Source organism: Sagittula stellata E-37, assembly GCF_039724765.1.
GTDB classification, from domain to species: Bacteria; Pseudomonadota; Alphaproteobacteria; order Rhodobacterales; family Rhodobacteraceae; genus Sagittula; species Sagittula stellata.
Map to the genome: position 1 here is coordinate 4,019,410 of NZ_CP155729.1, position 24,022 is coordinate 4,043,431.

23 protein-coding genes and 1 pseudogene are annotated in these 24,022 nt (G+C 66.7%); 18 read left to right on the forward strand and 6 right to left on the reverse strand.

Translation table 11 applies throughout. The annotated features are described in order from the left end of the window. The first annotated feature begins 11 nt into the window (after window positions 1-11). Window positions 12-674: an OmpA family protein gene (locus ABFK29_RS19200; RefSeq protein ID WP_005861366.1), complete on the forward strand. Its 663-nt coding sequence runs from the start codon at window positions 12-14 to the stop codon at window positions 672-674. Between the two features lie 247 nt (window positions 675-921). Here ABFK29_RS19200 and ABFK29_RS19205 read toward each other — a convergent pair whose 3' ends face one another. Beyond that, window positions 922-1,371, reverse strand: coding sequence for a MarR family winged helix-turn-helix transcriptional regulator (locus tag ABFK29_RS19205; RefSeq protein ID WP_005861368.1), 450 nt, complete (start codon window positions 1,369-1,371; stop codon window positions 922-924). Between the two features lie 78 nt (window positions 1,372-1,449). Here ABFK29_RS19205 and ABFK29_RS19210 point away from each other — a divergent pair, with 78 nt between their 5' ends. Next, the gene (locus ABFK29_RS19210; RefSeq protein ID WP_005861370.1) at window positions 1,450-1,917 is read left to right on the forward strand and encodes a hypothetical protein; all 468 of its coding nucleotides are present in this window, start codon (window positions 1,450-1,452) and stop codon (window positions 1,915-1,917) included. Here the strand turns inward: ABFK29_RS19210 and ABFK29_RS19215 are convergent. Together ABFK29_RS19215 and ABFK29_RS19220 are read right to left on the reverse strand one after the other, a co-directional pair. Beyond that, window positions 1,912-2,142 carry a hypothetical protein gene (locus ABFK29_RS19215; protein WP_157136557.1) on the reverse strand — a complete coding sequence of 77 codons (231 nt, stop codon included), beginning with the start codon at window positions 2,140-2,142 and terminating at the stop codon, window positions 1,912-1,914. The genes ABFK29_RS19210 and ABFK29_RS19215 overlap by 6 nt on opposite strands. Window positions 2,143-2,430: 288 nt before the next feature. Then, a pseudogene (locus ABFK29_RS19220) lies at window positions 2,431-3,228 on the reverse strand (IS5 family transposase). A 178-nt stretch (window positions 3,229-3,406) separates the two neighbouring features. On the opposite strand from ABFK29_RS19220, the gene gpJ reads away from it, so the two are divergent. The 5 genes from gpJ to preA all read left to right on the forward strand — a co-directional run bounded on the left by gpJ (window position 3,407) and on the right by preA (window position 13,476). Beyond that, entirely contained in the window at window positions 3,407-6,685 is a 3,279-nt protein-coding gene (gene gpJ, locus ABFK29_RS19225; protein WP_005861379.1) for a TipJ family phage tail tip protein, read from the forward strand. 10 nt (window positions 6,686-6,695) lie between these two features. Then, a complete protein-coding gene (locus tag ABFK29_RS19230; protein ID WP_005861381.1) occupies window positions 6,696-10,118 on the forward strand; it encodes an FAD-binding protein in 3,423 nt (1,140 codons plus the stop codon). A 97-nt stretch (window positions 10,119-10,215) separates the two neighbouring features. Beyond that, window positions 10,216-10,416, forward strand: a complete 201-nt coding sequence (locus ABFK29_RS19235; RefSeq protein WP_005861383.1) for a hypothetical protein — start codon at window positions 10,216-10,218, stop codon at window positions 10,414-10,416. A gap of 342 nt (window positions 10,417-10,758) precedes the next feature. Beyond that, the gene (locus ABFK29_RS19240; RefSeq protein WP_005861385.1) at window positions 10,759-12,087 is read left to right on the forward strand and encodes an NAD(P)-dependent oxidoreductase; all 1,329 of its coding nucleotides are present in this window, start codon (window positions 10,759-10,761) and stop codon (window positions 12,085-12,087) included. Window positions 12,088-12,171: 84 nt separating this feature from the next. After that, window positions 12,172-13,476 carry an NAD-dependent dihydropyrimidine dehydrogenase subunit PreA gene (gene preA / locus ABFK29_RS19245; RefSeq protein WP_005861387.1) on the forward strand — a complete coding sequence of 435 codons (1,305 nt, stop codon included), beginning with the start codon at window positions 12,172-12,174 and terminating at the stop codon, window positions 13,474-13,476. An 80-nt stretch (window positions 13,477-13,556) separates the two neighbouring features. On the opposite strand, the gene ABFK29_RS19250 is transcribed toward preA, so the two are convergent. Together ABFK29_RS19250 and ABFK29_RS19255 are read right to left on the reverse strand one after the other, a co-directional pair. Continuing rightward, the gene (locus ABFK29_RS19250) at window positions 13,557-13,853 is read right to left on the reverse strand and encodes a hypothetical protein (RefSeq protein WP_005861389.1); all 297 of its coding nucleotides are present in this window, start codon (window positions 13,851-13,853) and stop codon (window positions 13,557-13,559) included. A 71-nt stretch (window positions 13,854-13,924) separates the two neighbouring features. Beyond that, entirely contained in the window at window positions 13,925-14,557 is a 633-nt protein-coding gene (locus ABFK29_RS19255; protein WP_005861391.1) for a TetR family transcriptional regulator C-terminal domain-containing protein, read from the reverse strand. A 149-nt stretch (window positions 14,558-14,706) separates the two neighbouring features. Between ABFK29_RS19255 and ABFK29_RS19260 the strand changes: the two genes are divergently transcribed. Together ABFK29_RS19260 and ABFK29_RS19265 are read left to right on the forward strand one after the other, a co-directional pair. Continuing rightward, window positions 14,707-15,957, forward strand: coding sequence for a Zn-dependent hydrolase (locus tag ABFK29_RS19260; protein ID WP_040604846.1), 1,251 nt, complete (start codon window positions 14,707-14,709; stop codon window positions 15,955-15,957). Between the two features lie 21 nt (window positions 15,958-15,978). Next, entirely contained in the window at window positions 15,979-16,347 is a 369-nt protein-coding gene (locus ABFK29_RS19265) for a hypothetical protein (protein WP_005861396.1), read from the forward strand. A gap of 110 nt (window positions 16,348-16,457) precedes the next feature. On the opposite strand, the gene ABFK29_RS19270 is transcribed toward ABFK29_RS19265, so the two are convergent. Continuing rightward, entirely contained in the window at window positions 16,458-16,700 is a 243-nt protein-coding gene (locus tag ABFK29_RS19270; RefSeq protein WP_005861398.1) for a hypothetical protein, read from the reverse strand. 30 nt (window positions 16,701-16,730) lie between these two features. On the opposite strand from ABFK29_RS19270, the gene ABFK29_RS19275 reads away from it, so the two are divergent. From ABFK29_RS19275 to ABFK29_RS19315, 9 genes are all read left to right on the forward strand, one after another. Then, on the forward strand, window positions 16,731-17,489 hold the full coding sequence (locus ABFK29_RS19275) for an endo alpha-1,4 polygalactosaminidase (protein WP_005861400.1): 759 nt from the start codon (window positions 16,731-16,733) through the stop codon (window positions 17,487-17,489). Beyond that, window positions 17,486-17,725 (forward strand): hypothetical protein, encoded by a 240-nt coding sequence (locus ABFK29_RS19280; protein ID WP_005861402.1) that lies wholly within the window; start codon window positions 17,486-17,488, stop codon window positions 17,723-17,725. Before ABFK29_RS19275 ends, ABFK29_RS19280 begins: the two co-directional genes overlap by 4 nt. Window positions 17,726-17,730: 5 nt before the next feature. Next, window positions 17,731-18,018 (forward strand): hypothetical protein, encoded by a 288-nt coding sequence (locus ABFK29_RS19285; RefSeq protein ID WP_005861404.1) that lies wholly within the window; start codon window positions 17,731-17,733, stop codon window positions 18,016-18,018. After that, window positions 18,015-19,472 (forward strand): dihydropyrimidinase, encoded by a 1,458-nt coding sequence (gene hydA / locus ABFK29_RS19290; protein WP_005861406.1) that lies wholly within the window; start codon window positions 18,015-18,017, stop codon window positions 19,470-19,472. The genes ABFK29_RS19285 and hydA overlap by 4 nt, the downstream gene beginning before the upstream one ends. A gap of 795 nt (window positions 19,473-20,267) precedes the next feature. Beyond that, a complete protein-coding gene (locus ABFK29_RS19295; RefSeq protein ID WP_005861408.1) occupies window positions 20,268-21,047 on the forward strand; it encodes an ABC transporter ATP-binding protein in 780 nt (259 codons plus the stop codon). Beyond that, a complete protein-coding gene (locus ABFK29_RS19300) occupies window positions 21,044-21,484 on the forward strand; it encodes a GNAT family N-acetyltransferase (RefSeq protein WP_005861410.1) in 441 nt (146 codons plus the stop codon). The genes ABFK29_RS19295 and ABFK29_RS19300 overlap by 4 nt, the downstream gene beginning before the upstream one ends. After that, complete coding sequence (locus ABFK29_RS19305) at window positions 21,481-21,909, forward strand: GNAT family N-acetyltransferase (protein WP_005861412.1); 429 nt, start codon at window positions 21,481-21,483, stop codon at window positions 21,907-21,909. The genes ABFK29_RS19300 and ABFK29_RS19305 overlap by 4 nt, the downstream gene beginning before the upstream one ends. Continuing rightward, a complete protein-coding gene (locus tag ABFK29_RS19310) occupies window positions 21,906-22,856 on the forward strand; it encodes an ABC transporter permease (protein ID WP_005861414.1) in 951 nt (316 codons plus the stop codon). The genes ABFK29_RS19305 and ABFK29_RS19310 overlap by 4 nt, the downstream gene beginning before the upstream one ends. Window positions 22,857-23,124: 268 nt before the next feature. Then, on the forward strand, window positions 23,125-23,973 hold the full coding sequence (locus tag ABFK29_RS19315) for an ABC transporter permease (protein ID WP_005861416.1): 849 nt from the start codon (window positions 23,125-23,127) through the stop codon (window positions 23,971-23,973). Window positions 23,974-24,022: the final 49 nt, after the last annotated feature.

Sequence of the window (24,022 nt, forward strand, 5' to 3'; positions counted from 1 at the left end):
GAGGCCTGTTGATGACCCGCCGCATTCTCGCCCTTGCCGCCATTTTCGGCGTCCCGCTCGCCGCCGCGCCGGCGCTGGCCCAGTCCACCGTGACTCTCGACAGCTTCTCGCTGGAACCGGCCCCGCAGGCCCAGCCCGAGACCGCCCCCAGCGCCGAGATGCGCGACTGCCTGCTCGACCAGTCCGGTTGCACCAGCGACGAATTCTCCGGCTCCGCCACCTTCACCCTCGACGATGTGGTGAACCTTGGCGTGATCGACCGGACCGAGGTCCCCCAGAACGCCGCCGCCGGCGGCACCGGCGGCAGCACCGCCGCACCTGCGCCACTGCCCTCCATCGACCTCGAAATCCTGTTTGCCTACAACTCCGACGACCTGACTCCGGAAGCGATGGGCAAGCTGTCCAGCCTCGCCGATGCACTGCGCGATCCGCGCCTGTCCGACGCGCGACTGGTCTTCATCGGCCATACCGACGGCGTCGGCTCCGCCGCCTACAACATGGACCTATCCCGCCGCCGGGCCGAGGCCGTGGCCCGTTTCGTGCAGGGCACCATGGGTCTGCCGCCTTCGCGCATCCGGGCGGAGGGCGTTGGCTTTTCCCGCCTGAAGAACAGCTTCGACCCCGCCGCCGCCCAGAACCGCCGCGTGCAACTGGTGCTGGTCCCGGGCGCCTAAGCAGAGGTCCGGAAACCACGACCCCATAGACGATCCGCGCAGACAGGTCCACGGACGCGTCAACCCGGTCCGGCGCATTGTCACCGGGCCTTTGCCCGCATCCCGCCCGTTTCGACCGATGCGCGACGGCGTCTTCATGAACACGTCCGCGCGGCATGCCCGCGCGGGTCCGGCCCGCACAGGGCTGCGGTCTTGAAACGGCACCCCTATTAGGAATCAGGTCTCTCTGCCCGGTCGCGCCCTTGCGCTACCTTTCTTCTCCCGCCTTCAGCCGTTCCACCGCGCTGCGCATGGTGGACACGAAACGATCGAGGTCGTCGCCGTTCAGGTGCCCGAGGGCCATCGCGTTGACCTCCCGCGCGGCGGCCTGCGCCGGACCGCGCAGGTCGCGGGCCCGGTCTGTCAGGTGGACCGTCCTGGCCCGTGCGTCCGTCGCATGCGCCCGGCGCTCGATCAGCCCGTCCCGCTCCATCCGGGCAAGCGTGTTGGCCATGGTCGCCTGCTCGACATCGAGCCGCTCGAACAAGTCGCGCTGCGTCAGCCCGTCTTCCTCCCACAACTCCAGCAATGTCATGAACTGAGCAGGCGCAAGCCCCAGCGGACGAATGCGTTCGTGCAGGCGCTGCGCGAAGAGACGCGCCATATGGTTGGCGAGATATCCCGCCGAACGGGTACGGTCGAAGGTGTCGTCGGTCATCGCCAACGACTACATCTTGCATAGCGTGCTGTCCATCTTTAGCTATATACATAGCACGCTATTAAAAAGGAGATCAGCATGTCCCGAACCACCCTTGTCGCGATCCACGGCATCGCAGGCGCCACGGCCCTTCTCACGATCGTAACCTTCTGGGGTTCGGCGCTGACCGCCGAACTTGTCCTGTCCACGGCCGGCATCGTCATCGTCCGCACGGCGATTCTCTATGCAGTGCCTGTCCTCGTGCTCGCCATGATCGCCGCCGGGGCAAGCGGCACGCGGCTCGCAGGGCGCTCCAGGGCACCCGTGATCGTGGCCAAGCGCCGACGCACAATGCTCGCGGCGGCGAACGGCCTGATCGTCCTCGTCCCATCCGCCGTGTTTCTCGGGCTGCGGGCGCAAGTCGGCCAATTCGGCGCGCCCTTCGCCGTCGTGCAAATCGTCGAGCTCGCGGCGGGTGCAGTAAACATCCTCCTCCTTGGGCTGAACATGAAGTCCGGCTTTTCAATGCGCGCAAGACGCGTCCGGGCCGGCAAGGCCGCCTCATGAGACGCTCGGCATCGACGGTGCGCCTGCGCGGGCCTTGACGACGAACACCGGCGCCCCGTTGCAGGCGGGCGAATTGATGCCCGGGATGGTGGTCGAATGACGCTGGAACGGCTCCGAATACTGGCTGATCCCCGGCATCAACGTTGAGGCGATGGTGCAGCGCTCGGAGGACGCGCGCCAGGCGGCAGAGACCTCGGCGGGTGCCGCTCTCGTCAGCGAAGGCAAGGCGTCTGATAGTCAAGATGCCGCGGCTGTTTCTGAGGCCAATGCTGCTGCGTCCGAGGCGGCTGCGGCATCCAGCGCGTCCGCATCGGCGACCGCCCGAGCGCAGACCGAACTTGTTGCTCTTGTGTCCGGGCAGCGCCCCTATGCCACTATCGCAGAGCGCCGCGCGACGGTGGCGGACGGTGAGCTGCACCTACAAGCTATGGGCCCCGGAGTGCGTATCTGGCGGCGCGTTGATGCAGCCAATTCGACACCCTATGGCTGGCTAGGCTCAGGACTCGTTCCCACTCACAGCCAAAAGATTACTGTCGCAGCGAGTGCGATTGCTGAGAAGAATGCTTGTGGGCAGCGGTCATAACGGGTCGCGACCCGCCTCCAATCCTTGAGTCTGCCGAACATGATCTCGCATCGCTGCCCGGCAGTGCATCGAAAAGCGATGTCACGAAAGGGTCGGTTGCGCCGCTTGTACCTGCGCTTGTCGTACCGGGCGGGCGTCTTCCGTTTCTTCCCGCCCGGGATGCAGGGACGTATCTTCTTGTCCTGCAAGACTTCTCTGAACCAATCGGCATCGTAGCCGCGATCTCCGAGAAGCGATTTCACGTTGGGCAATCCGCTGACCAGCGCACGCGCCCCGATATAGTCGCTGACGGGACCGGCTGTCAGGAACAGGTCGACGGGTCGGCCACGGCTGTCGCAGATGGCGTGCAGCTTCGTGTTCATGCCGCCCTTGGTTCGGCCAATCAGGCGTCCACGCCCCCTTTTTAACGCCCAGGCTGGACGCAGTGCGATGGGCCTTCAGATGGGTGGCGTCAATCATCACAGTCGTCTCCTCGCCGTGCTCAGCGGCCAGTCCCGCCATGATCCGGGCGAAGACACCACGATCACTCCGCCGCTTCCAACGGTTGTAGAGCGTCTTGTGCGGGCCATACTCCCTTGGAGCGTGCGCCACCGCAAGCCATTGCGATTGATGAAGATAATCCCGCTCAGGACGCGCCGGTCGTCGACACGGGGCTTGCCATGCGACTTCGGAAAGTAAGGCTCCAGACGCGCCATCTGCGCATCGCTCAACCAGAAAAGATTTGACATGGTCACCGCTCGTTTTTTTAACGATGAAAAACACGCGCCCAACTAAATCAATGGGTCCTGAGCCCAGGACCGCGACCCAGATGCTGCACATGCACGTCGGGCGCTCTTCGCTGGCCGACTGGACGAAGACCGGCTGGCGCCATCGGTTCGTCGGCGCTTTCCGCCATGAGGTGCTGGCATGACGAAGGTCATCGTCGCATCGGCGCCCTTTCCCGAGCAGCGCCGGACCTTCGAGGTCCCGGCCGGGCCCCTGTCGACGATTGCGCAGATCGTGGCGATGGCCTTGCCGCACCTGGCGGACACCTCCGGCGTTCGCGTGGCCGTCAGCCACGGCGACCGGGTCTGGCCGGTTCCGCGCGCGGCATGGCACAGGGTGCGGCCCCACGCCGGGACCTGGGTCATCGTCCGGCCCGTCGCGGGCGGCCCCGTGCTGCCGCTCCTGCAGGTCATCGCCAGCCACGCCACCGGCGCCTTCATCAACGCGACCGGGATCTATTCGCTGGGCGCGGCGCAGGCGTTCTACGCCGGCGTCGTCGGCGCCGGACTGGTGGGGAGCGCCGCCGTCGCCGGTGCGATCGCGTCGTCGCTGGTGCCCAGCCTGCCGAAGCGGAAGGAGCAGCCTGCGGGCGAGGAGCTTTACAGCCTGGACGGCTGGAGCAACCGGATCGCGCCGGGCGCCGCCTTCCCGTTCCCGGTCGGCCGGATCCGCATGTCGCCGGTGTTCCTCGCCCTGCCGTTCTCCGACATCGTCAACGGGGAGCAGTACCTCTACGGCTATTTTTGCTGGGGTCACGGCGAACTTCAGATCGAGGACATCCGCATCGGCAACATGCCGATCGCCGACCTGCCGGGCGTGGAGGTCGAGACGGTGCCGGGCACCGACGCGGATCCGGACATCACGCTGATCGCCGAACAGGTGATCGAGGACCGGCTCGGGCTGGAGCTGCTCGCGCCGGGTGCCGATGGGCTGGTTCATCACCATTGGACAAGCCCGCGCGAGACCGACGTGGTGCGGCTGATCTTCCAGTGGCCCGGCGGGCTTTACCGGCAGGCCGACGACGGCCGCTTCAAGGTGGCCGGGGTCGGGATCAGGATCTGGCTGCGCGAAAGCGGCGAAACCGTCTGGACCGAACTCGACCGGATCGACCAGTCGCGCGATACGAACGACGGCTTCTTCCACAAGAAGGAGTGGGTGATGCCGCATCGCGGGATCTGGGACATCCGGATCGCGCGGGACACCGGGACGGACTCGCGCGAGGTCACCACGACCTTCTTCGTGGCTGCGGCCGGGATCCGTCGTCAAAGCCCGTTGAACATCGTCGTCCCGCTGGCGCGCTCGGCCATCCGCATCAAGGCCTCGGCGGTCGCCAACGGCACGCTCGACGCGGTCAACGGCATCGTGACCAGGTACTGCGACACCTGGGACGGGACGCGCTGGTCGCGGGACCTCCCCCGCAACCCCGCCTCTGTCGTGCGGGACATCCTCCTGCATCCGCACGCCAACTTTGCGCCGGTCGCGGCCTCGCAGATCCACATGGACGAGCTGGAAGCCTGGTGGGCGTTCTGTGACACGCGCGGCCTGAAGTACGACCGCGTTCTCGCGGGCGACGACAACCTGGCGACCATCCTGACGTCGGTCTGCGCGGCCGGGCGTGGCTGGTGGCGCCGCGACGGCCTCGGGTGGGGCGTCGGCTGGGACGAGGTCAAGGATGCGCCGGTCGCGCTGATCGACGCCACCAACAGCTTCGGCCTGCGCTGGTCGAAGCGCTACCGCCGCCTGCCGGACGCCTTCATCGCCACCTTCCTCGACGAGACCTCCGGCTACGAGAAGTCCGAGCGCGTGGTGCTGCGGCCCGGCTTCACCGGTGAACCGCGCGTGCTGGAGGAGGTCTCGCTGGAAGGCCGGACCGACCCGGCCCAGGTGTACCGGGACCTGCGCTGGCGCGGGTACGAGGCCGAGCATCGGCCGGACGTGTTCACCGTGTTCCAGAGCGGCCCGCAGCGGGAAAGCATGCGCGGCGACATGGTCGGGCTGAGCTGCGAGATGCTCGACCTTGCCCAGATCTCCGCCCGGGTCGTGCGCAGCATGGATGCGGTTGTCGTCCTGGACGCCTTCGCGACCATGGAAGAGGGCGTGCGCTACGGGATCCGCTGGCATGTCGCCGACGAGGAGACCCCGGAAGGCGTGTTTGTCGAGGCGACGGTCGCCACGGATCCCGGCGAGACCCGGATCCTGCGCATCGACAACGGCGTGGAGCCACCCGCGCCGGGGACCAGGCTGACCTTCGGCCGGGTCGAGCTGATCAACTGGATGTGCAAGGTGACCTCGGTCGAAGCGGCCTCGGAAGGCAGCTACCGGCTGAGCCTCCAGCTTGCCGCGCCGGAGATCGACGCGCTGTCGCTGGCGGATGTGCCCCCGGCATGGAACCGGATCGCTGGCACCGACCTGCCCTTCGCCGGAACCCCCGACGCGCCGGTGACCGGCACCGTGACCGCCGCGCATCCGACCTTCGCCTACACCGACGACGGCACCCTCGACGTGTCCGTGCCGGTGGGCATGCCGACCACGAACCGCGTGGCGGTCGGGCGCATCGACGTCAGCCACCGCGTGGTCGGAGCGCCCGGCTTCGACGTGACCTCCGTCACAGGCGAAGCGGGCATCGCCGTCCTGTCCTACCCGGCCGGGGTCTCGATCGAGTATTTTGCCACCGCCTATTCGATCTTCGGCGATGTCGGCGCCGCGACCGCGACCGGCACCTTCGCCGTGACGGGCGGCGTGCCGTTGCCAACACCGATCGACCTGGACGGGCTGACGGCCATGGGCGGCCTCGGCTATGCCCAGCTTTCCTTCGCGACCCAAGCGGACACCGCTCAGGTGCAGGTCTTCCGGGTGCCCGAAGGCGACACGCTCGACGTGGAAACGCACGCGGTCGGTCAGCCGGTGCCCGTCGTGGCCAATTCGTCGTTGAGCTACACCGACGGGGATGCCACGCGCATCAATATCGTGACGGCCGGGGACATGTCAGATGCAGGAGCGTGGACGCTCCGCGGTGGCTGGGCACTCGCGGGCGGCTTGGCGACCCACACGCCGGGCGCGGCAAGCACCATGTCGCAAGCGCTCACGGTGGCAGACGAAAGCACGTATCGCGGATACCTGATCGTCAGCGGTCGAACGGCCGGGACCGTCACGGTCCAACTTGCGGGTGCGTCTGCCGTCGCCTCGGCCGCGTTCGACGATAACGGCCAATTCTACTTCGCCCTTCCTGCTGTCTCCGACCTCGACCGGATCGAGATCGTCGCCTCGACGGACTTCGACGGGGCTGTCGAGACCATCCTCGCCTTCCGCGCCACCAGCACCTCTGCGCCGCAAGGCGCTTTCTCCTACTACGTCGCGCCGCTGAACGGCGACGACATCGCGACCGCGCCCACCGGGCCAGTCGCCGCAACCATCGTTTAAGGAGCCTTAGATGTCTGCCGGGATCCCTGTTACTGAAGCTGAAGCTCTACCGTTCGTCGACCACCTGCTCGGCATCTCGGGGCAGACCGCTGGTCGTGTCAGCTATCTTGTCCTCGCCTCAGTTCTTGCGGGCAGCGGCTCGATCGCCAACGAGCTTTCGTCGATCCGTTCGCAAGTCACTCGGGGCCTGCTGGCGCCGTCGACCTGGGCCGAACTTGAGGCTTTGACCGGCAGCGAGGACGCGGCCGGAGCTGAAGTGCCCCTTTCCGACGAAGGGACGCACTCGCAAGCGACGGAGACCGGCTACGACGGCGACACGGTCAGCAATCACGGGCGCTACAAATGGTCTGGGGCGTGGTCGCGATGGGTTCGGATCGGCGAATTTGGTGGCGCTGTCTCGGATGTTGTCGTGAGTTTGAGCGGGACAGCGAACGCGCTTTCCGGCTCCTCCGACCGCGATCACTCGAAGGCACCCTATGCCGCAAAGTTCGTCGCAAGGGTCGTCGACATCAACACCGGCGCGGTGACAATCGGCATCGACGGAGGCACGGCACGAGCGCTGGTGACGAACACCGGCGCCGAGCTGCAGGCAGGCGAACTGCTCCCGGGCATGGTCATCGAATGGCGGTGGAATGGCGAGGAGTATCGGTTGATCCCGGGCATCAGTGTCGCGTCCATGGTGCAGCGCGCAGAAGATGCACGGGACGCTGCGGAGTCCTCTGCTGGCGCCGCTCTCGTCAGCGAGACCAACTCTGCGGCCTCTGCGGCGGCGGCTGCATCTAGCGCCTTATCAGCTTCCGCATACAAGAACGCCGCACAGGCTGCCTCCGAGGCTTCGGGCGATGTCCTGTTCTACGACACGATGGCTGACGCTGACGCCGCGCTCGGCGGCCTGAGCGAGAACCAGATCGTCCGCATCTTCAGCGACGAGGGACGCCGCAACCGGCAGACCTTCTATCGTGTCGAGAGCTCGGCTTTAGTCTTTAAGTGGGAGGACCATCGGGCGTTCGTCTTCCTTGAGGATTTCGGCGGCGCTGGTGACGGCGGGACGACCAACAATAGCGTTGCCTTACAGGCAATCGTCGACGCGCACGGTGCCTCCGGCGTCACAGTGGTTCTCTCCCAAGACAGCGGCGATGCGGCAGGGGGTAACTGGAAGAACGCACCGAACGCCTACGTCTTCAACGGCAAGGTCACTCTGCCGATTACGAGTCGGCTTGAACTGATTGCACAGAACAACGCGGTCATCCGCTATGAGCCTGCATCTGTCGGTGACGGGATGCTTGAGGTACAGGCGGGGTCCGCCGCTGACCACGCCTCGCTCGTGTTCCGAGGACTCAAGGTCGATCTGTTGGCGGACGAGGGGCGCTTCCTGACGACCGTCGCGACCGGCGTGACGCGCATTCGCGAGTTCCTGCTGGCCGACTGCCAGTTCAAGGCGGACAACTACGTCGTCGATATGAAGACGGACTACACGTACAACCCGGTCATCGAGAACGTCAATATCATCGGTGCCAGGTCGGGCTTCCGCTGGCGGGGTTACGGCGGTATCAATTTCGTAACCAGTTCGGCTTGTATCAGCGGTCTCCACATCCAGACGAGCGGGGGACCAATCCGGGGTCCGATGCTCTGGCTGGAGGGATGGGGCGGTCTCTCGGGTAAGGGCAACATCCTCGAAGGGTCCGCTAAGAAGGACGTGACAGGCACCTTCGAAAACGTGGGTTACGGCGACGGCGTGTCGGTCTCTACCCTCTTCCTTGAGAACTGCTCAACGTTCCGCGAGGTCGAGTTCAGCGGCCACAGCGAGCTTGTGCACAAGACGCACGCGGACGGGACCGACTACGACATCTACATCAGCAACCCGGCGACATCGAACAGGCAGGACTTCAACGTGCGGCTTGGAGGGGGTTTCGAACACGTAGACCCGGCGCGGATCAAGCTGGACAACAATATCTCGAATGAGGGCGGCGTACTTCGCATCCTGGGCGGATCAGTCGCCGACGCGGTTGACGAACACGACATGGACGGTCCCGTGCGGCTGGAAATGACCAACGGGGTGTTCGGCAACGAGAGCTTCAAGACGCATCCGCTGTTCGGCTCGCCGTTCATCGAGTACATCGGCACCCGCCACGGCTCGTCCGGAGGCGGTAGCTTCACCGCCGACACCACGGCGGGGAGCACCTCCGTCACGGGGGTTTCAGCCGCCAAGCACTTCTCGCGAAACACATCGTACACCATCGCGGGGGAGGATGGCTTCTTTCGCTTCGTTTCGGTGGACTTGGTGGCAGGCACCGGAGTGCTCAACCGCGCCCCCGCGAACACAGCGGTAGGGGTCACTTTCAGCCAGTGCACCTTTTCGGCGAACTTTAAGACACCCGCGTTGCTGGCCTACTCGTACAAGGGCGGGTGGCTCGGCTCGGACGCGTATCCGATCATCCCGAACCCGAACGTACCGACCAGCGCGGACGGCCCGGAGCGATACGTACACAACGACCCGTACTTTGGACCGACGCTGGTGTACCGCTCCGAGGGTACCGACATCGGCATCAGCAACATCCCGATACACCGCCCCGGCGAGGTCCTGACCGCTTTCACGATGGTGCGGGGGGTGATGGCCGCGCCGCCCTACGGATCAGCGACTTGGAATGTCGGTTCGGGGACCATAGGGGACAACGGTCTCCACGGCTCGGGCGCGATGGGCGTCCGCATCGACCAGCTGACAGAGAACGACTGGATGCCCATAATGTCGCAGGTCCGGATCTTGGAGAGCCAGATGCGTAACGGGGCTTATTTGGACTTGCGCCTCGCCTTTCCGAATGGCGCGGCGATTCCGTGGATGCAGATGGCAGCTTTCAGCTTGTTCGTCGGCAAGGGTTGGCCGACCGGCGACGTGTCCCCCTCGGGAAAGAACTTCGTATGCCACGAAGACCCCTACTACAACGTGGCCAACGGCTTCGGTCCCGCGCAGGGGACGGTTATCGTCGGCGACACTGTGATTTCGAAGGGCTACTCTTCCGACTATGTTGACCGCTGGGTCTGCACGGTCGCGGGTACGAGCCGCGCCATCAGCACTACCGCCTCGACAACGAGCGGTAGCACGGCAGTAACGTTCGCTGACGCGACAAAGCTGATCGTGGGGGACTACATCACTATAGCTGGGGTGACGGGCGTCAAGCGAGTGATGGCGCTGGATTATGCAGCAGGAACAGGCGTGATCGACAGCAACGCGGATGCCACGGTCTCGGGGGCGGCCTGTGCAAACAGCGCGCCGACGTGGGAGGCGCGCTGTAACGGCAAGCTGCAAGTTGCTGCGGTAAGCCCGGTGGGCAGCGTGACGCCGGTCGCTGTCGGGCAAATGTACCGCAACTCCTCGTCCGGCACGATCTATTTGGCTTACGGGCTGGCGAGTGCGGGTTGGGTGGCGCTGAATTAAGAAAAAATGGGCGATTACATACGCCGGGAACACTTGGGCAGAGCTTCAGATCCGGACCGGCAAGGCCACGGCGGACGGGAAGGCATTCCTGCAATGCGTGTCGGATACGGGCGGGGCGACAACCGGCGGCACGACGCGCGTCGAGATCGGCCACGATGGAACCTACAAGGTCGCCGGCGTCAAAGTGCTGGGGGCGCAGCAGGCCGCGATCGCCGACGACACCTCCGGAGCTTCGAACGAGGCGATGGTGAATGAAATCGTGGCCGCTCTTCGCGGGATGGGCATCATCGCACCCTAAAGGCGCGTTAAACGACCGTTAAAGGTTCCCGCCCGATGGGCAGCTTTATACGCAGTCACCGAGCGAGGGCCCAAAACTGAAAAACACGTTGCTGCAAAAAACTGTGTAACTGACTGCAAAAAACCGTGTCACGCTACAGACGAGAACCGGAAACCGAAAAACGCTTTGCTGTAAAAAACTGTGTAACTGACTGCAAAAAACTGTGTCACGCTACAGCTACAGTTGCCGCAATTTTCGGCGTGGTTCTGCAAAAAGCGGTCCGCGGCGCGCCACCCAAATTTTACCAATTGATAAAATTTTCAGACGTGGCACTCTGATACAAACAGAAAACAGGGAGCCGCCATGTCCAGCCCGCATACGCCAGGCATCGTTCCGGGACGTCTCGACCCGGAATCGCTGGCAGGAAACTTCGCCGATCTGCACCCGGCCTACGATGCCCACGAAGCCGCCGTCGCCGCCGACCGCTGCTACTTCTGCCACGACGCGCCCTGCGTCACCGCTTGCCCGACCGACATCGACATCCCGTTGTTCATCCGGCAGATTTCGACCGGTCAGCCAGAGGCCGCGGCGCGGACGATCTTCGAACAGAACATCCTGGGCGGAATGTGCGCCCGCGTCTGTCCGACCGAAACGCTTTGCGAAGAGGCCTGCGTCCGCGAGGCCGCCGAAGGCAAGCCGGTCGAGATCGGGCGCCTCCAGCGCCATGCCACCGACAGCCTGATGGCCGCCAACAGCCACCCGTTCACCCGCGCCGCCCCGACCGGCAAGCGCGTGGCCGTGATCGGTGCCGGTCCGGCGGGCCTCTCCTGTGCCCACCGCCTTGCGCTGAAGGGCCACGACGTCACCGTCTACGAGGCCCGCCCGAAGCCCGGCGGCCTCAACGAATACGGCATCGCGGCCTACAAGACGACCGACGACTTCGCCGCGCGCGAGGCCGCCTGGTTGCTGCAAGTCGGTGGAATCGCGGTGGAATACGGCAAGGCATTGGGGGCTGACATCACCCTCGACAGCCTGCGCGCCGACTTCGACGCGGTGTTCCTGGGCATCGGTCTCGGCGACACCAACGCGCTGGACGCCGAAGGCGCGGACCGCGAAGGCGTGGCCGACGCCGTGTCCTTCATCGCCGACCTCCGGCAGGCCTCCGACCTCGCTGGCCTGCCCATCGGGCGCAACGTGGTGGTGATCGGCGGCGGCATGACGGCCATCGACGCCGCCGTCCAAGCCAAGCTGCTGGGCGCCGAGACGGTCACGCTCTCCTACCGCCGCGCACAGGATCAGATGCCCGCCAGCCGCTACGAGCAGGACCTCGCCACCTCGAAAGGCGTGCGCATCCTCGCCAACACGATGCCGAAAGCGGTGCACGGCAACGGCAAGGCCGTGGAGATCGAACTGGAATACACCTCCGACGCGGGCGGCCAGTTGCAAGGCACCGGCGAGACCATCCGCCTGCCCGCCGACCAGGTCTTCCGCGCCATCGGCCAGCGCCTCACTCCGCCCGCGGGGCTCGACCTCGACGGACGCAAGATCGCCACCACCGGCGCGGGCCGCACGTCCCTGCAGGGCGTCTGGGCGGGCGGCGACTGCACCCACGGCGAGGACCTGACCGTCGTGGCCGTCGCCGAAGGCCGCGATGCCGCCGAGGACATCCACGCCACGCTCACCGCCGACTGAACCGGTCCCGGCCGCAGCGCCGGGCCCCATCCCCTGCCACGCCTCGCGCCAGACCGCAGAGGCCGTCCGCCAAGGAGACAGCACATGGCCGATCTCACCACCGATTTCGTCGGCATCACAAGCCCCAACCCCTTCTGGCTGGCCTCCGCGCCGCCGACCGACAAGGAATACAACGTCCGCCGCGCCTTCGAGGCCGGCTGGGGCGGTGTGGTCTGGAAGACGCTGGGCGCCGAAGGCCCGCCGGTCGTCAACGTCAACGGCCCGCGCTACGGCGCGATCCACGGCGCCGACCGCCGCCTGCTGGGACTGAACAACATCGAACTGATCACCGACCGGCCGCTCGAAACCAACCTCGAGGAAATGGCGCGGGTGAAGGCCGACTACCCGGACCGCGCGCTCATCGCCTCGATCATGGTGCCCTGCGAGGAGGCCGCCTGGAAGGCCATCCTGCCCCGCGTGGCGGAAACCGGCGCCGACGGGATCGAGCTGAACTTCGGCTGCCCGCACGGCATGTCCGAGCGCGGCATGGGCGCGGCGGTGGGCCAGGTGCCCGAGTACATCGAGATGGTCACCCGCTGGTGCAAGATGTACTACGACAAGCCGGTGATCGTGAAGCTGACGCCGAACATCACCGATATCCGCAAACCCGCCGCAGCGGCCCGGAACGGCGGAGCCGACGCGGTGTCGCTGATCAACACGATCAACTCCATCACTTCCGTCGACCTCGACAGTTTCGCACCCGAACCCACCATCGACGGCAAGGGCAGCCACGGCGGCTACTGCGGCCCGGCGGTCAAGCCCATCGCCCTGTCTATGGTGTCCGAAATCGCCCGCGACCCGCAGACCCACGGCCTGCCGATCTCCGGCATCGGCGGTGTCACCACTTGGCGGGACGCGGCGGAATTCATGGTGCTGGGCTGTGGCAACGTGCAGGTCTGCACCGCCGCCATGACCTACGGCTTCAAAGTGGTCGAGGAAATGAAGCGCGGCCTCAGCCAGTGGATGGACGAAAAGGGCTACACGTCCACCGCCGATTTCGTCGGCAAGGCGGTGCCCAACGTCACCGACTGGCAGTACCTGAACCTGAACTACATCACCAAGGCCCGGATCGACCAGGACGCCTGCATCAAATGCGGCCGGTGCTTCGCCGCCTGCGAGGACACCAGCCACCAGGCGATCTGGATGCACGAGGACCGGACCTTCGAGGTCAACGATGCGGAATGTGTGGCCTGCAACCTGTGCCTAGACGTCTGCCCGGTCGAGGATTGTATCACCATGGAACGGCTGGCCCCTGGCTCTGTCGATCCGCGCACCGGCCGCACGGTCGAGGCGGATTACGCCAACTGGACCACCCATCCGAACAACCCGATGGCCAAAGCGGCGGAGTAAGGCACCCGACCCGTGAAGAGTTCTCGTCGAGAACTCTTCGACACGGCAGACTTTTCGAGGAAAAGTCTGCCCTATTCCGTTCACAGATGGACGACAAGGTCGCTGGTCCGGCAGACGATCACGAACTGCCCGCCACATTCGATCAGGTGGAACCCGCGCGCCGCGACCTCCTGCATGAGACGGGCGCGCCCCACCTCCCGCTCCACGTCCCGCACCGCGCGCCGCACGACCCCGCCGGTCCGCACCGCCTTCGCGGCGAAAATCTGGGCGAGCCACGGCTCGTTGGGACTGTGGTTCGACAGTCGACAATTCTGCTGAAGAGTCTGTCGAAGAGTCTGTGGGTGGGCCGGGCCGGCCTTCTGCGGGAGAGTCTGCATGCCCCCAGCCTGCGCGATCCCGGTAAAGGCGTGGTGAACGGCGGCCCCTCCGCGCGCTTCTCCACCGCTGGTCAGCGCTGCAGCAACCGGCGAAAAAGCGTGTCGAGGTGTGCTGCCGCGCCATCGAAATCCTGCCCGCCCAACACGGCCTGCACCTGCACGTCGAAGTCCGCATAATGCTGCGTCTGCGCCCAGATCGAGAAGATCGTATGCCGTGCGTCGATCGGGGCGAGGCGGCGTTCCGCGATCCAGCCGTCAATCAGGCGGGCCGTCTCGTCCACCATGTCGCGCAGTTCGCCCGCCAGCACGGGACCGATCAGCGGCGCGCCTTGCAGGATCTCGTTTGCGAAAAGCCGGCTTTCGCGGGGAAAGTCGCGCGCCATTTCCAGTTTACGGCGCACATAGTCCAGGATCTCGTCCACCGGTTCGCCGCAGGGGTCGATGGCGCGCAACGGGTCCAGCCATGTGTCCAGCAACTCGCGCAGGAGCGCCTCGTAGATCGCTTCCTTCGAAGGGAAATAGTACAGCAGGTTCGGCTTCGAAAGCCCCGCTTCCATCGCGATCCGGTCAAGTGTCGCGCCCCGGAACCCGGCTTCGGAAAACACGGTCAGACCCGCTTCCAGAATCGCCGCGCTTTTCTGCCTCTGGATCCGAGTCTGCGGCCGGACTTCCTGAGCCTGCACGCCTGCCGTTTTCTCCGTCATCCCCGCCCCTGCCTGCCCTTTATTTAGGCGCCCGCCGGAATTCACGGCGCGGCGCTTGACTGGAATCTGTCCTTTGGTAGCGTTCTTTTGACCGAATGGTCAAATCGCAAGAGACCCTTGGCACCGGGGTCCGAAGGGGAGTGTACGAAATGGCAGCACCAGCCGCAAATCTCACGATCAACGGCGACCGCCTCTGGGACAGCCTGATGGAGATGGCGAAGATCGGACCGGGCGTCGCGGGCGGCAACAACCGCCAGACCCTGACCGACTCCGATGCCGAGGGCCGCGCGCTGTTCAAGACCTGGTGCGAAGAGGCCGGCTGCACCATGGGGCTGGACGAGATCGGCAACATGTTCGCGCGCCGCGAGGGCACCGACCCGGACGCCCTGCCGGTCTACGTGGGCAGCCACCTCGACACGCAGCCCACCGGCGGCAAGTACGACGGCGTGCTGGGCGTTCTCGGCGGGCTGGAGGTCATCCGCTCGCTCAACGACACCGGCATCCGGACGAAGCACCCCATCGTCGTGACCAACTGGACCAACGAGGAAGGCACCCGCTTCGCCCCGGCGATGCTGGCCTCCGGCGTCTTCGCCGGCAAGCACGACCTGCAATGGGCCTATGACCGCGAGGACGCGGAGGGCAAGAGCTTCGGCGACGAGCTGGAGCGCGTCGGCTGGAAGGGCGAAGAAAAGGTCGGCGCCCGCAAGATGCACGCCATGTTCGAACTGCACATCGAACAGGGCCCGATCCTGGAGGCCGAAGGCAAGGACATCGGCGTCGTCACCCACGGCCAGGGCCTGTGGTGGCTGCAATGCACGGTCACCGGCAAGGACGCGCACACCGGCTCCACCCCGATGAACATGCGGGTCAACGCAGGGCTCGGCATGGCCCGGATGACCGAGGCCGCGCATCAGATCGCGATGGCCCACCAGCCGCACGCGGTGGGCGCCGTCGGGCAGTGCGACGTCTATCCGAACTCGCGCAACGTGATCCCGGGCAAGGTGGTGTTCACCGTCGACTTCCGCTCTCCCGACCTCGAAAAACTCACCTCCATGCGCGAACAGTACGAGGCCAAGGCGCAGCAGATCGCCGACGAGCTGGGCCTCGGGCTGGAGATCGAGCCGGTCGGCCACTTCGATCCGGTCACCTTCGACGAAGGCTGCGTGACCGCCGTGCGCAACGCCGCCGAGCGGTTGGGCTACAGCCACATGAACCTCGTGTCCGGCGCGGGTCACGATGCCTGCTGGATCAACGACGTGGCGCCGACCGCGATGATCATGTGCCCCTGCGTCGACGGCCTGTCGCACAACGAGGCCGAGGAGATCTCAAAGGAATGGGCCAAGGCCGGGACGGACGTCCTGTTCCACGCGGTGGTCGAGACGGCGGAAATCGTATCCTAGGACTCCGGGGACATAGCGGACATGGGCTTCACTTGGATTGCACTGGATCGGAACGGCACCGCTCGTCAAAGCGTTGCGGGTCGCGCGGGCGCCCTCGCGGCGCTGCGCCGAGAGAACCCCGGCAAGGACCTGTTCTTTGTACCCGAACAGCAGGACGACCTGACGGTCGCCGCCATGGCCAGCGCCATCCTATCGGCCAACAGCGACATGCTGTCCGCTGTGGAACCGCCGGCAGGCGTCGCGCCGGACGCGCTGATGACCTCTGCCACCAAATCAGCCGCAGAAGCGTCGCGCTGCTTCAAGGTCGTCTACCGCAGCGGTCGCGTCGCTTACGAATGCTGGCAAGGCACGGGCGCAGGCGGGCGTTGGGCCGCCTGCACGATAGAATGACCCGCCCGCAATTGCAAAATCCGGCCTGTCAGGCCCCGGGCGGACATAAACCGACCGTTCCCGGTGCGGATGGCGCTTATCGGCGCCCCGGTCGCCTGATGTCCGACCGCCTAGGCGGCGCTGCGCGGCATGGCAAACCGCGCAGTCTCGCCGTCGATCTCGTCGCCCGGACCTGCGACCTCGCGCAGGACGGCCATCGCCGCCTCGGTGCTGACGGACCCGGTCTTGCCCTCCACCTCGGCGGCATTGGCCAGTTCCCGGGCCGTGACCTCAAGCGTGTCGTTGCCGGTGTCCGTCTTGGTGTCAAACATGTTCTCAAGCGCCTCGTGCAGGCGGATGTCGGTGTCGTTCATCGGATGTCCTCATCTTCGGGCAATGCGGCCATGGGCCGCCGTTTCCTCATCAACGCGGGCACCGTGCTGGCGGTTGCATGGGCGGCTTCGCTCGCCACGCCCGCCGCCGCGCAGCCGACATGGGACTGGCAGCTGACCGAACCTTTCGACCTGTCCCGCGCGGTGGAGGTCATGGACCTCGACCCGCAGAACCACCCGCAGGCCGATATCGACGCGCTGAAAGCCCGCGGGGTGAAGCTGATCTGCTACGTATCAGTCGGCACATGGGAAGCCTGGCGCCCCCTCGACGTGCCCGGCGACGTGCTCGGCAAAACGCTGCCCGACTGGCCCGACGAACGCTACCTCGACATCCGCCGCCACGACGTGCTGCTGCCGGTCATGACCGACCGGTTCCGGCGCTGCGCCGATGCGGGCTTCGACGCGGTGGAGCCGGACAACATGGACGCCCACCTGAACGACTCCGGCTTTGCGCTGACGCCCGACGACACCCGCGACTATGTCGCGCTGCTGGCCGAGAGCGCCCATGCGCTGGGGCTGGAGATCGGCCAGAAGAACGCCCCCGACCTCGCCGCCGCTCTGGCCCCGACGCTGGATTTCGCGATCCTCGAAAGCTGTCACGAACACGGCTGGTGCGACGCCTTCGCGCCCTACGTGGCGGCGGGCAAGCCGGTGTTCGCCGCCGAATACCGCGCGCCCGACGCCGGCGCCTGCGCTGCGGCCGAGGCTGCCGGACTGTCTCTCATCTTCAAGGATCGCGACCTCACCGCGACGTACGGGACCTGCCAATGAACCGCCTCTCGCTTTCCCTGATCGGCTGCATCGTGTTGCTTGCAATGGCCACCTTCGGGGCCGATCCGCTGCCCGCCGACACCATCAAGGTCAAACCGGTGGACTTCGACCTGCCGCTCGGCATCGCGGAGGGCCTGCCCGACGGCATCCCCCTCAGCGAAGTCTTCGTGACGGACGACCTGTGCTTCTACTATCGTCAGGACGGCAAGTTCCATTTCCTGAACTGCGTGGGTTGATCCGCATGACGCTGCCCGATGTCGACCTCGATGCCCCGGTGACCGTGACCCTCTCGGTGGCGGACATCTGCGTGCTCGCCGGGCTGGCGGACAGGCTTGGGGACGCACAGGCCGAAGCGGGCAACCTGCCCGAGGCTCAAGCCCTCTGGAACCTGGAGGCCGCGATCGAGCGGCAGAACGACATAGCCTTCCGCCCAGACGCGGATCACTGGCACCGGCGCGCCACGGCGCATCTGGCCCGGGCCTTCACCGAGACACCGGGCAACGACCCGAACACAGGGAGCATCACATGACCACCACAGTCATCAAGAACGGCACCGTCGTCACCGCCGACCTGAGCTACAAGGCCGATGTCGCGGTCGAGAACGGCATCATCACCGAGATCGGCGAGGGCCTGAAGGGCGACAAGGAACTGGACGCCACCGGCTGCTATGTCATGCCCGGCGGCATCGACCCGCACACCCACCTGGAAATGCCCTTCATGGGCACCTACTCCACCGACGACTTCGACAGCGGCACGCAGGCGGCGCTGGCGGGCGGCACGACGATGGTGGTGGACTTCGCCCTGCCCTCCCCCGGTCAGGGCCTGCTGGACGCGCTCCAGATGTGGGACAACAAGGCCGGTCGCGCCCATTGCGACTACTCCTACCACATGGCCGTGACATGGTGGGGCGAGCAGGTCTTCGACGAGATGAAGACCGTGATCGACACCCGCGGCATCACCACCTTCAAGCACTTCATGGCCTACAAGGGCGCGCTGATGGTGAACGACGACGAGATGTACGCCTCGTTCCAGCGCCTCGCCGAACTGGGCGGTATCGCCATGGTGCACGCGGAAAACGGCGACGTGGTGGCCGAACTGTCCGCCAAGCTGCTGGCCGAGGGCAACACCGGACCCGAGGCCCACGCCTATTCGCGCCCGCCTCAGGTCGAGGGGGAGGCCGCCAACCGCGCCATCATGATCGCCGACATGGCGGGCGTGCCGCTTTATGTCGTGCACGTCTCCTGCGAAGAGGCGCACGAGGCCATCCGCCGCGCCCGCCAGCAGGGCAAGCGCGTCTGGGGCGAACCGCTGATCCAGCACCTGACCCTCGACGAAAGCGAATACTTCAACCAGGACTGGGACCACGCCGCCCGCCGCGTCATGTCGCCCCCCTTCCGCAACCAGAAGCATCAGGACAGCCTCTGGGCCGGCCTGATGAGCGGCTCGCTCAGCGTCGTGGCCACCGACCACTGCGCCTTCACCACCGACCAGAAGCGCTACGGCGTCGGAGATTTCACCAAGATCCCCAACGGCACCGGCGGGCTCGAGGACCGCATCCCGATGCTCTGGACGCAAGGCGTGGGCTCCGGCCGCCTGACGCCCGAGGAATTCGTCGCCGTCACCTCCACCAACATCGCCAAGATCCTCAACTGCTACCCGAGGAAAGGCGCGATCCGCGTGGGCTCGGACGCCGACATCCTCGTGCTCGACCCGGAGAAGGAAAAGACCATCTCCGCTGCCGCGCAGGTCAGCGCCATCGACTACAACGTCTTCGAGGGCAAGAAGGTGAAAGGCCTGCCGCGCTACGTCATGACACGCGGCCACGTCGCCGTCACCGACGGCACGCTGACCTCCCGGGAAGGCCACGGCCAGTTCGTCGAGCGCAAGGCCGGCACGCCCACCAACACCGCTTTGTCGAAGTGGAAGGACCTCACCGCGCCGCGCCCGGTACAGCGGTCCGGCATCCCGGCAAGCGGGGTATGACGCTTGGCCGAAACGCTGGTCATGGCCCGGACGGTGCCCGCCCCGCAAAAGCCGGGGCGCGCGCCCTCCTTGCGGCGGCGCGGCGGCGGCGAACCGATACAGCACCACACCTTGCCGGATCCCCGGGGGGCCGCGCCGCCAGCACCCGGGGGCCAAAAAAATCGCACGCAGGCCCAACGCCATGACCGCCATCCGGAAACCGGGCGCGCAACCCATCCCGTCCCGCTTCGACGGGATCGGGCCGCATACCCCGCGCGGCGCGCCCAACCCCGACCGGCCCACACCTCCGACGCCCGCGGCCCCCTGCGGTCCGACGCAACGGTGCAGCCCGCCCCGTCCGCCTGCCGCCCACGCCGGCCCTCATGCCGCGATGCCGGCCAGAGGGACACCCTGCGCCCCGTCACCGCAACGCGCGTGCCACTGTTTCTCTGCTTCACAAATACTCACCGCAACATGGCAGCCCGCACCAGGCCTAAGGGATGTGCCGACGCAACCACCCGGATGTCACACCGCACGGACGCCCGCAGGACACCGGCACCCCGATGACCACATGCACCTCCTCGATCAAAGGCACCGTCACGCCGCACGCCACCCCGCACCGCCGCGCGCGCCCGGTGGCCCGATGATGCCGCAGGGACGCGGTCCGGACTTCTGCGCTCTGCGCCCCGTGGCATCCCTTGACGCCAGTCCGGCACGCCCCGAAAACTCGGCCCGACGGCGCGGCCCGCGCCCGGTCGCCCATGCTTGCCTTTCCGGCCCCGCCGCCGGACAGGCCAACCTCCGGAGCTTCGTTCGATGACAGCCCAACCGGTGATCCAGGCACAGAACCTGGACCTGACCTTCCAGACGGCCGACGGCCCGGTCCACGCGCTGAAGGATGTCTCCCTCGACATCCCCAAGGGCGCCTTCGTGTCGTTCATCGGCCCCTCGGGCTGCGGCAAGACCACCTTCCTGCGCTGCATGGCCGCGCTCGAACACCCAACCGGCGGGACGCTGACGGTGAACGGCATGACCCCGGACGAGGCCCGCCGGTCCCGCGCCTACGGCTACGTCTTCCAGGCGGCGGGGCTCTACCCGTGGCGCACCATCGGGCGCAACATCGCCCTCCCGCTCGAAATCATGGGCTACGCCAGGGCCGAGCGGCAGCAACGCATCGCCCGCGTGCTGGACCTCGTCGAGCTTTCCGGTTTCGAGAAAAAATTCCCCTGGCAGCTGTCCGGCGGCATGCAGCAGCGCGCGTCCATCGCCCGCGCCCTGGCCTTCGACGCCGACATCCTCCTGATGGACGAACCTTTCGGCGCCCTCGACGAGATCGTCCGCGACCGCCTGAACGAGGAGGTCCTGCGCCTCTGGGACAAGACCGGCAAGACCATCGCCTTCGTCACCCACTCGATCCCCGAGGCGGTCTATCTCTCGACCCACATCGTTGTCATGAGCCCGCGCCCGGGCCGGATCACCGACGTGATCGAAAGCCCCCTGCCGAAGGACCGCCCGCTCGACATCCGCGACACGCCCGAATTCATCGAGATCGCCCACCGCGTCCGCGAAGGGCTGCGCGCGGGGTACGATGAATGACAGCGATCCGCGCCGCCACCCTTGCCGACATGCCCGCCTGCGCGCGGATCGTGCACGACTGGGAGCGCGCCAGCGGATACATCCACGACACGCCCGACGTCGCGACGCTGACCGGCCACCTGACAACGGCCTTCCCGGCCCGCGACATCCACGTGGTGGGCGATCCGGTCGCGGGTTACCTCTCCGTCGACCCGGCCGAAGACAAGATCGGCGCGCTCTACCTGACCCGCCCCGGCCAGGGCACCGGCAAGCGGCTGATGGACCTCGCCAAGACGAGCCGCGACCGCCTCTGGCTCACGGTCTACGTGCCCAACACCCGGGCGCAGACGTTTTACCGCCGCGAAGGCTTCGTGGAGACCGCCCGCCTCGACGCCGACCGCGACGGCGCGCCGCAGATGCTGCGGATGGACTGGACCCGCGCGGAGGGCACGTCATGATCCGCCTGGCCGAAACCGACGACCTGCCGCAATGCGCAGACGTGGTGAACGGCTGGATCGACGGCACGCCATGGCTGCAACGCGCCACCCCGGCAGAGAAGGTCCGCGAGATGTTCGAAGGCGCGCTCCGGTACCGGATCATCTGGGTGATCGGCGAACCGGTCGAAGCCTACCTGTCCCTGGATCCCGCCAATGGCCACATCGGCGCGCTGAACTGCCGGACCCCGGGCCTAGGCCACGGCTCCGCCCTGCTGGCAACCGCCCGCGAGGGCCGTGACTTCCTCAGCGTCAACGCCCTGATGGCCAACGTCCGCGCCCAGACCTTCTGGCGGCGCAACGGCTTCACCGCGCTGGGGATCGAAAACGAAACGCTGCCGGTGCCGCTCCGCCGGCTGCGCATGGAATGGTCGAGGTACGGATCATGAGCCGCTTCATCCCCCCGCTCCTCGGCGTCGTGCTGGCGCTCCTGGCGTTATGGTACGCAGCCGTCGTGCCGATGAACGTGCAGGAGACCCTGACCCGCGCCGAACGTGCCGAAATACCCGTCACACCCGCCACCGCCGTGGAACGCCGGGACACCGGCACATGGGCGCTGGTCTTCGGCAACCTGGGCGCGCTCGGCGAAAGCTGGTCGCTCGACCGACCGCGCCTGCCCGCCCCACATCAGGTCGTGGCGGAACTCTACGACTCGACCGTCACCGAAGAGCTGACCGGGCGGCGCGGGCTGGTCAGGTCCGGGTCGCTGTCGAACCGCGGGCTTCTGTATCACGCCATCGTCACGCTGAACGCGACCTTCGTGGGCTTCCTGATCGGCACCGGGCTGGGCATCGTGCTGGCCATCGGCATCGTGCACAGCCGCGTCATGGACATGAGCGTCATGCCCTGGGCCATCGTCAGCCAGACCATCCCCATCGTGGCGCTGGCGCCGATGATCATCGTGGTGCTCTACTCCATCGGCATCCAGGGCCTGCTGCCCAAGGCGGTGATCTCGGCCTACCTGTCGTTCTTCCCTGTGGTGGTCGGCATGGTGAAGGGCCTGCGCTCGCCGGACGGCATGCAGATGGACCTGATGCGCACATACAACGCGCCGACCCGCGACGTGCTGACGAAGCTGCGCCTGCCGGCTTCGGTGCCCTACCTCTTCGCCTCGCTGAAGATTGCCATCGCCGCCAGCCTCGTGGGCGCCATCGTCGGAGAACTCCCGGTGCAGAAAGGCGGTCTCGGCGCGCGCATGCTGGCCGGCAGCTACTACGGCCAGACCGCTCAGATCTGGGCCGCGCTCCTGATGGCCGCCGGGCTCGCCGCGGTGCTGGTCTGGGCGATCGGCGCCGTGGAACGCCGCACGCTCGTCAGGATGGGCATGTCCAGATGACCGCCCGCCCCACACCCAAAAGTCGCGCGCTCCCGGACCGCCGCCGCTGGGAAACCCACGCCGCGCCAGGGCGCACCCCTCGGTTTCCCTGCTTTGCAAATACTCAAGCCCACCCCATCCGCCCAGTCCGCCACCGGAGGCCCGCGATGACCTTCCTCCTCGCCGCCCCCGGGAAACCCACGCCGGGCAAGGGCGCATCCCTCGGTTTCTCTGCTTTGCAAATACTCATCTCCACCCCCTCCACCCACTCCGCCACCGGAGGTCCGCGATGACCTTGATCCTCGCAGCCCTCGCGCTCTGGGCCGCCGGTTTCGCGCTGAACGTGGCGCTCGCCAACGGACCTGCCCGCGACACGCGCGCCGCGCAGATCGCCGTGCCGCTGATCTTCGGCGCCACGCTGCTCGCCATGTGGGAACTCATCGTGCGCGGCGCCGAGGTCCCCACCGTGATCCTGCCGCCGCCCTCCGACATCGCGGAACGTTTCGCGGGCAACACCGGCCTCCTGTGGCGCGACTTCACGCAGACGATCCTCAAGGGCGCGCTCTCGGGCTACGTGATTGGCAACGTCGCGGCCTTCCTCACCGCACTGCTCGTCGACCGCTCCGACTACCTGCGGCGCGGGCTGCTGCCGCTCGGCAACTTCATGGCCGCCCTGCCCATCGTCGGCACGGCGCCCATCCTCGTGATGTGGTTCGGCTTCGGCTGGCAGTCAAAGGCCGCCGTGGTCGTGCTCATGGTCTATTTCCCGATGCTGGTGAACACCGTGGCCGGCCTGTCGGAAACCACCGCCATGCAGCGCGACCTGATGAAGACCTACGCCGCGACCTGGGGCCAGACGCTCTGGACCCTGCGCCTGCCCGCCGCCCTGCCCTTCATCTTCAACGGGTTGAAGATCACCTCGACCCTCGCGCTGGTCGGCGCCATCGTGGCAGAGTTCTTCGGCTCGCCGACCCTGGGCCTCGGCTTCCGCATCTCCACCTCGATCGGCCAGCTCGACCTGGCGATGGTCTGGTCGGCCATCGTGGTTGCCGCTTTGGCGGGCACCGGCTTCTACGGCCTGATCACGCTGATCGAAAAACGCATGACATTCTGGCACGCCTCGACCCGAGGCCGCTAACATCCATCCCAAGCCCCCGCATCAACGAGGGGCCATCACCAACCGGAGG

What these genes read in the sequence shown, in the direction of transcription:
- ABFK29_RS19200 (WP_005861366.1), top strand. Translation starts at nt 12, where the DNA reads ATGACCCGCCGCATTCTCGCCCTTGCCGCCATTTTCGGCGTCCCGCTC.
- ABFK29_RS19205 (WP_005861368.1), bottom strand. Translation starts at nt 1,371, where the DNA reads ATGACCGACGACACCTTCGACCGTACCCGTTCGGCGGGATATCTCGCC.
- ABFK29_RS19210 (WP_005861370.1), top strand. Translation starts at nt 1,450, where the DNA reads ATGTCCCGAACCACCCTTGTCGCGATCCACGGCATCGCAGGCGCCACG.
- gpJ (WP_005861379.1), top strand. Translation starts at nt 3,407, where the DNA reads ATGACGAAGGTCATCGTCGCATCGGCGCCCTTTCCCGAGCAGCGCCGG.
- ABFK29_RS19230 (WP_005861381.1), top strand. Translation starts at nt 6,696, where the DNA reads ATGTCTGCCGGGATCCCTGTTACTGAAGCTGAAGCTCTACCGTTCGTC.
- ABFK29_RS19240 (WP_005861385.1), top strand. Translation starts at nt 10,759, where the DNA reads ATGTCCAGCCCGCATACGCCAGGCATCGTTCCGGGACGTCTCGACCCG.
- preA (WP_005861387.1), top strand. Translation starts at nt 12,172, where the DNA reads ATGGCCGATCTCACCACCGATTTCGTCGGCATCACAAGCCCCAACCCC.
- ABFK29_RS19250 (WP_005861389.1), bottom strand. Translation starts at nt 13,853, where the DNA reads ATGCAGACTCTCCCGCAGAAGGCCGGCCCGGCCCACCCACAGACTCTT.
- ABFK29_RS19255 (WP_005861391.1), bottom strand. Translation starts at nt 14,557, where the DNA reads ATGACGGAGAAAACGGCAGGCGTGCAGGCTCAGGAAGTCCGGCCGCAG.
- ABFK29_RS19260 (WP_040604846.1), top strand. Translation starts at nt 14,707, where the DNA reads ATGGCAGCACCAGCCGCAAATCTCACGATCAACGGCGACCGCCTCTGG.
- ABFK29_RS19265 (WP_005861396.1), top strand. Translation starts at nt 15,979, where the DNA reads ATGGGCTTCACTTGGATTGCACTGGATCGGAACGGCACCGCTCGTCAA.
- ABFK29_RS19270 (WP_005861398.1), bottom strand. Translation starts at nt 16,700, where the DNA reads ATGAACGACACCGACATCCGCCTGCACGAGGCGCTTGAGAACATGTTT.
- ABFK29_RS19275 (WP_005861400.1), top strand. Translation starts at nt 16,731, where the DNA reads ATGGGCCGCCGTTTCCTCATCAACGCGGGCACCGTGCTGGCGGTTGCA.
- ABFK29_RS19280 (WP_005861402.1), top strand. Translation starts at nt 17,486, where the DNA reads ATGAACCGCCTCTCGCTTTCCCTGATCGGCTGCATCGTGTTGCTTGCA.
- ABFK29_RS19285 (WP_005861404.1), top strand. Translation starts at nt 17,731, where the DNA reads ATGACGCTGCCCGATGTCGACCTCGATGCCCCGGTGACCGTGACCCTC.
- hydA (WP_005861406.1), top strand. Translation starts at nt 18,015, where the DNA reads ATGACCACCACAGTCATCAAGAACGGCACCGTCGTCACCGCCGACCTG.
- ABFK29_RS19295 (WP_005861408.1), top strand. Translation starts at nt 20,268, where the DNA reads ATGACAGCCCAACCGGTGATCCAGGCACAGAACCTGGACCTGACCTTC.
- ABFK29_RS19300 (WP_005861410.1), top strand. Translation starts at nt 21,044, where the DNA reads ATGACAGCGATCCGCGCCGCCACCCTTGCCGACATGCCCGCCTGCGCG.
- ABFK29_RS19305 (WP_005861412.1), top strand. Translation starts at nt 21,481, where the DNA reads ATGATCCGCCTGGCCGAAACCGACGACCTGCCGCAATGCGCAGACGTG.
- ABFK29_RS19310 (WP_005861414.1), top strand. Translation starts at nt 21,906, where the DNA reads ATGAGCCGCTTCATCCCCCCGCTCCTCGGCGTCGTGCTGGCGCTCCTG.
- ABFK29_RS19315 (WP_005861416.1), top strand. Translation starts at nt 23,125, where the DNA reads ATGACCTTGATCCTCGCAGCCCTCGCGCTCTGGGCCGCCGGTTTCGCG.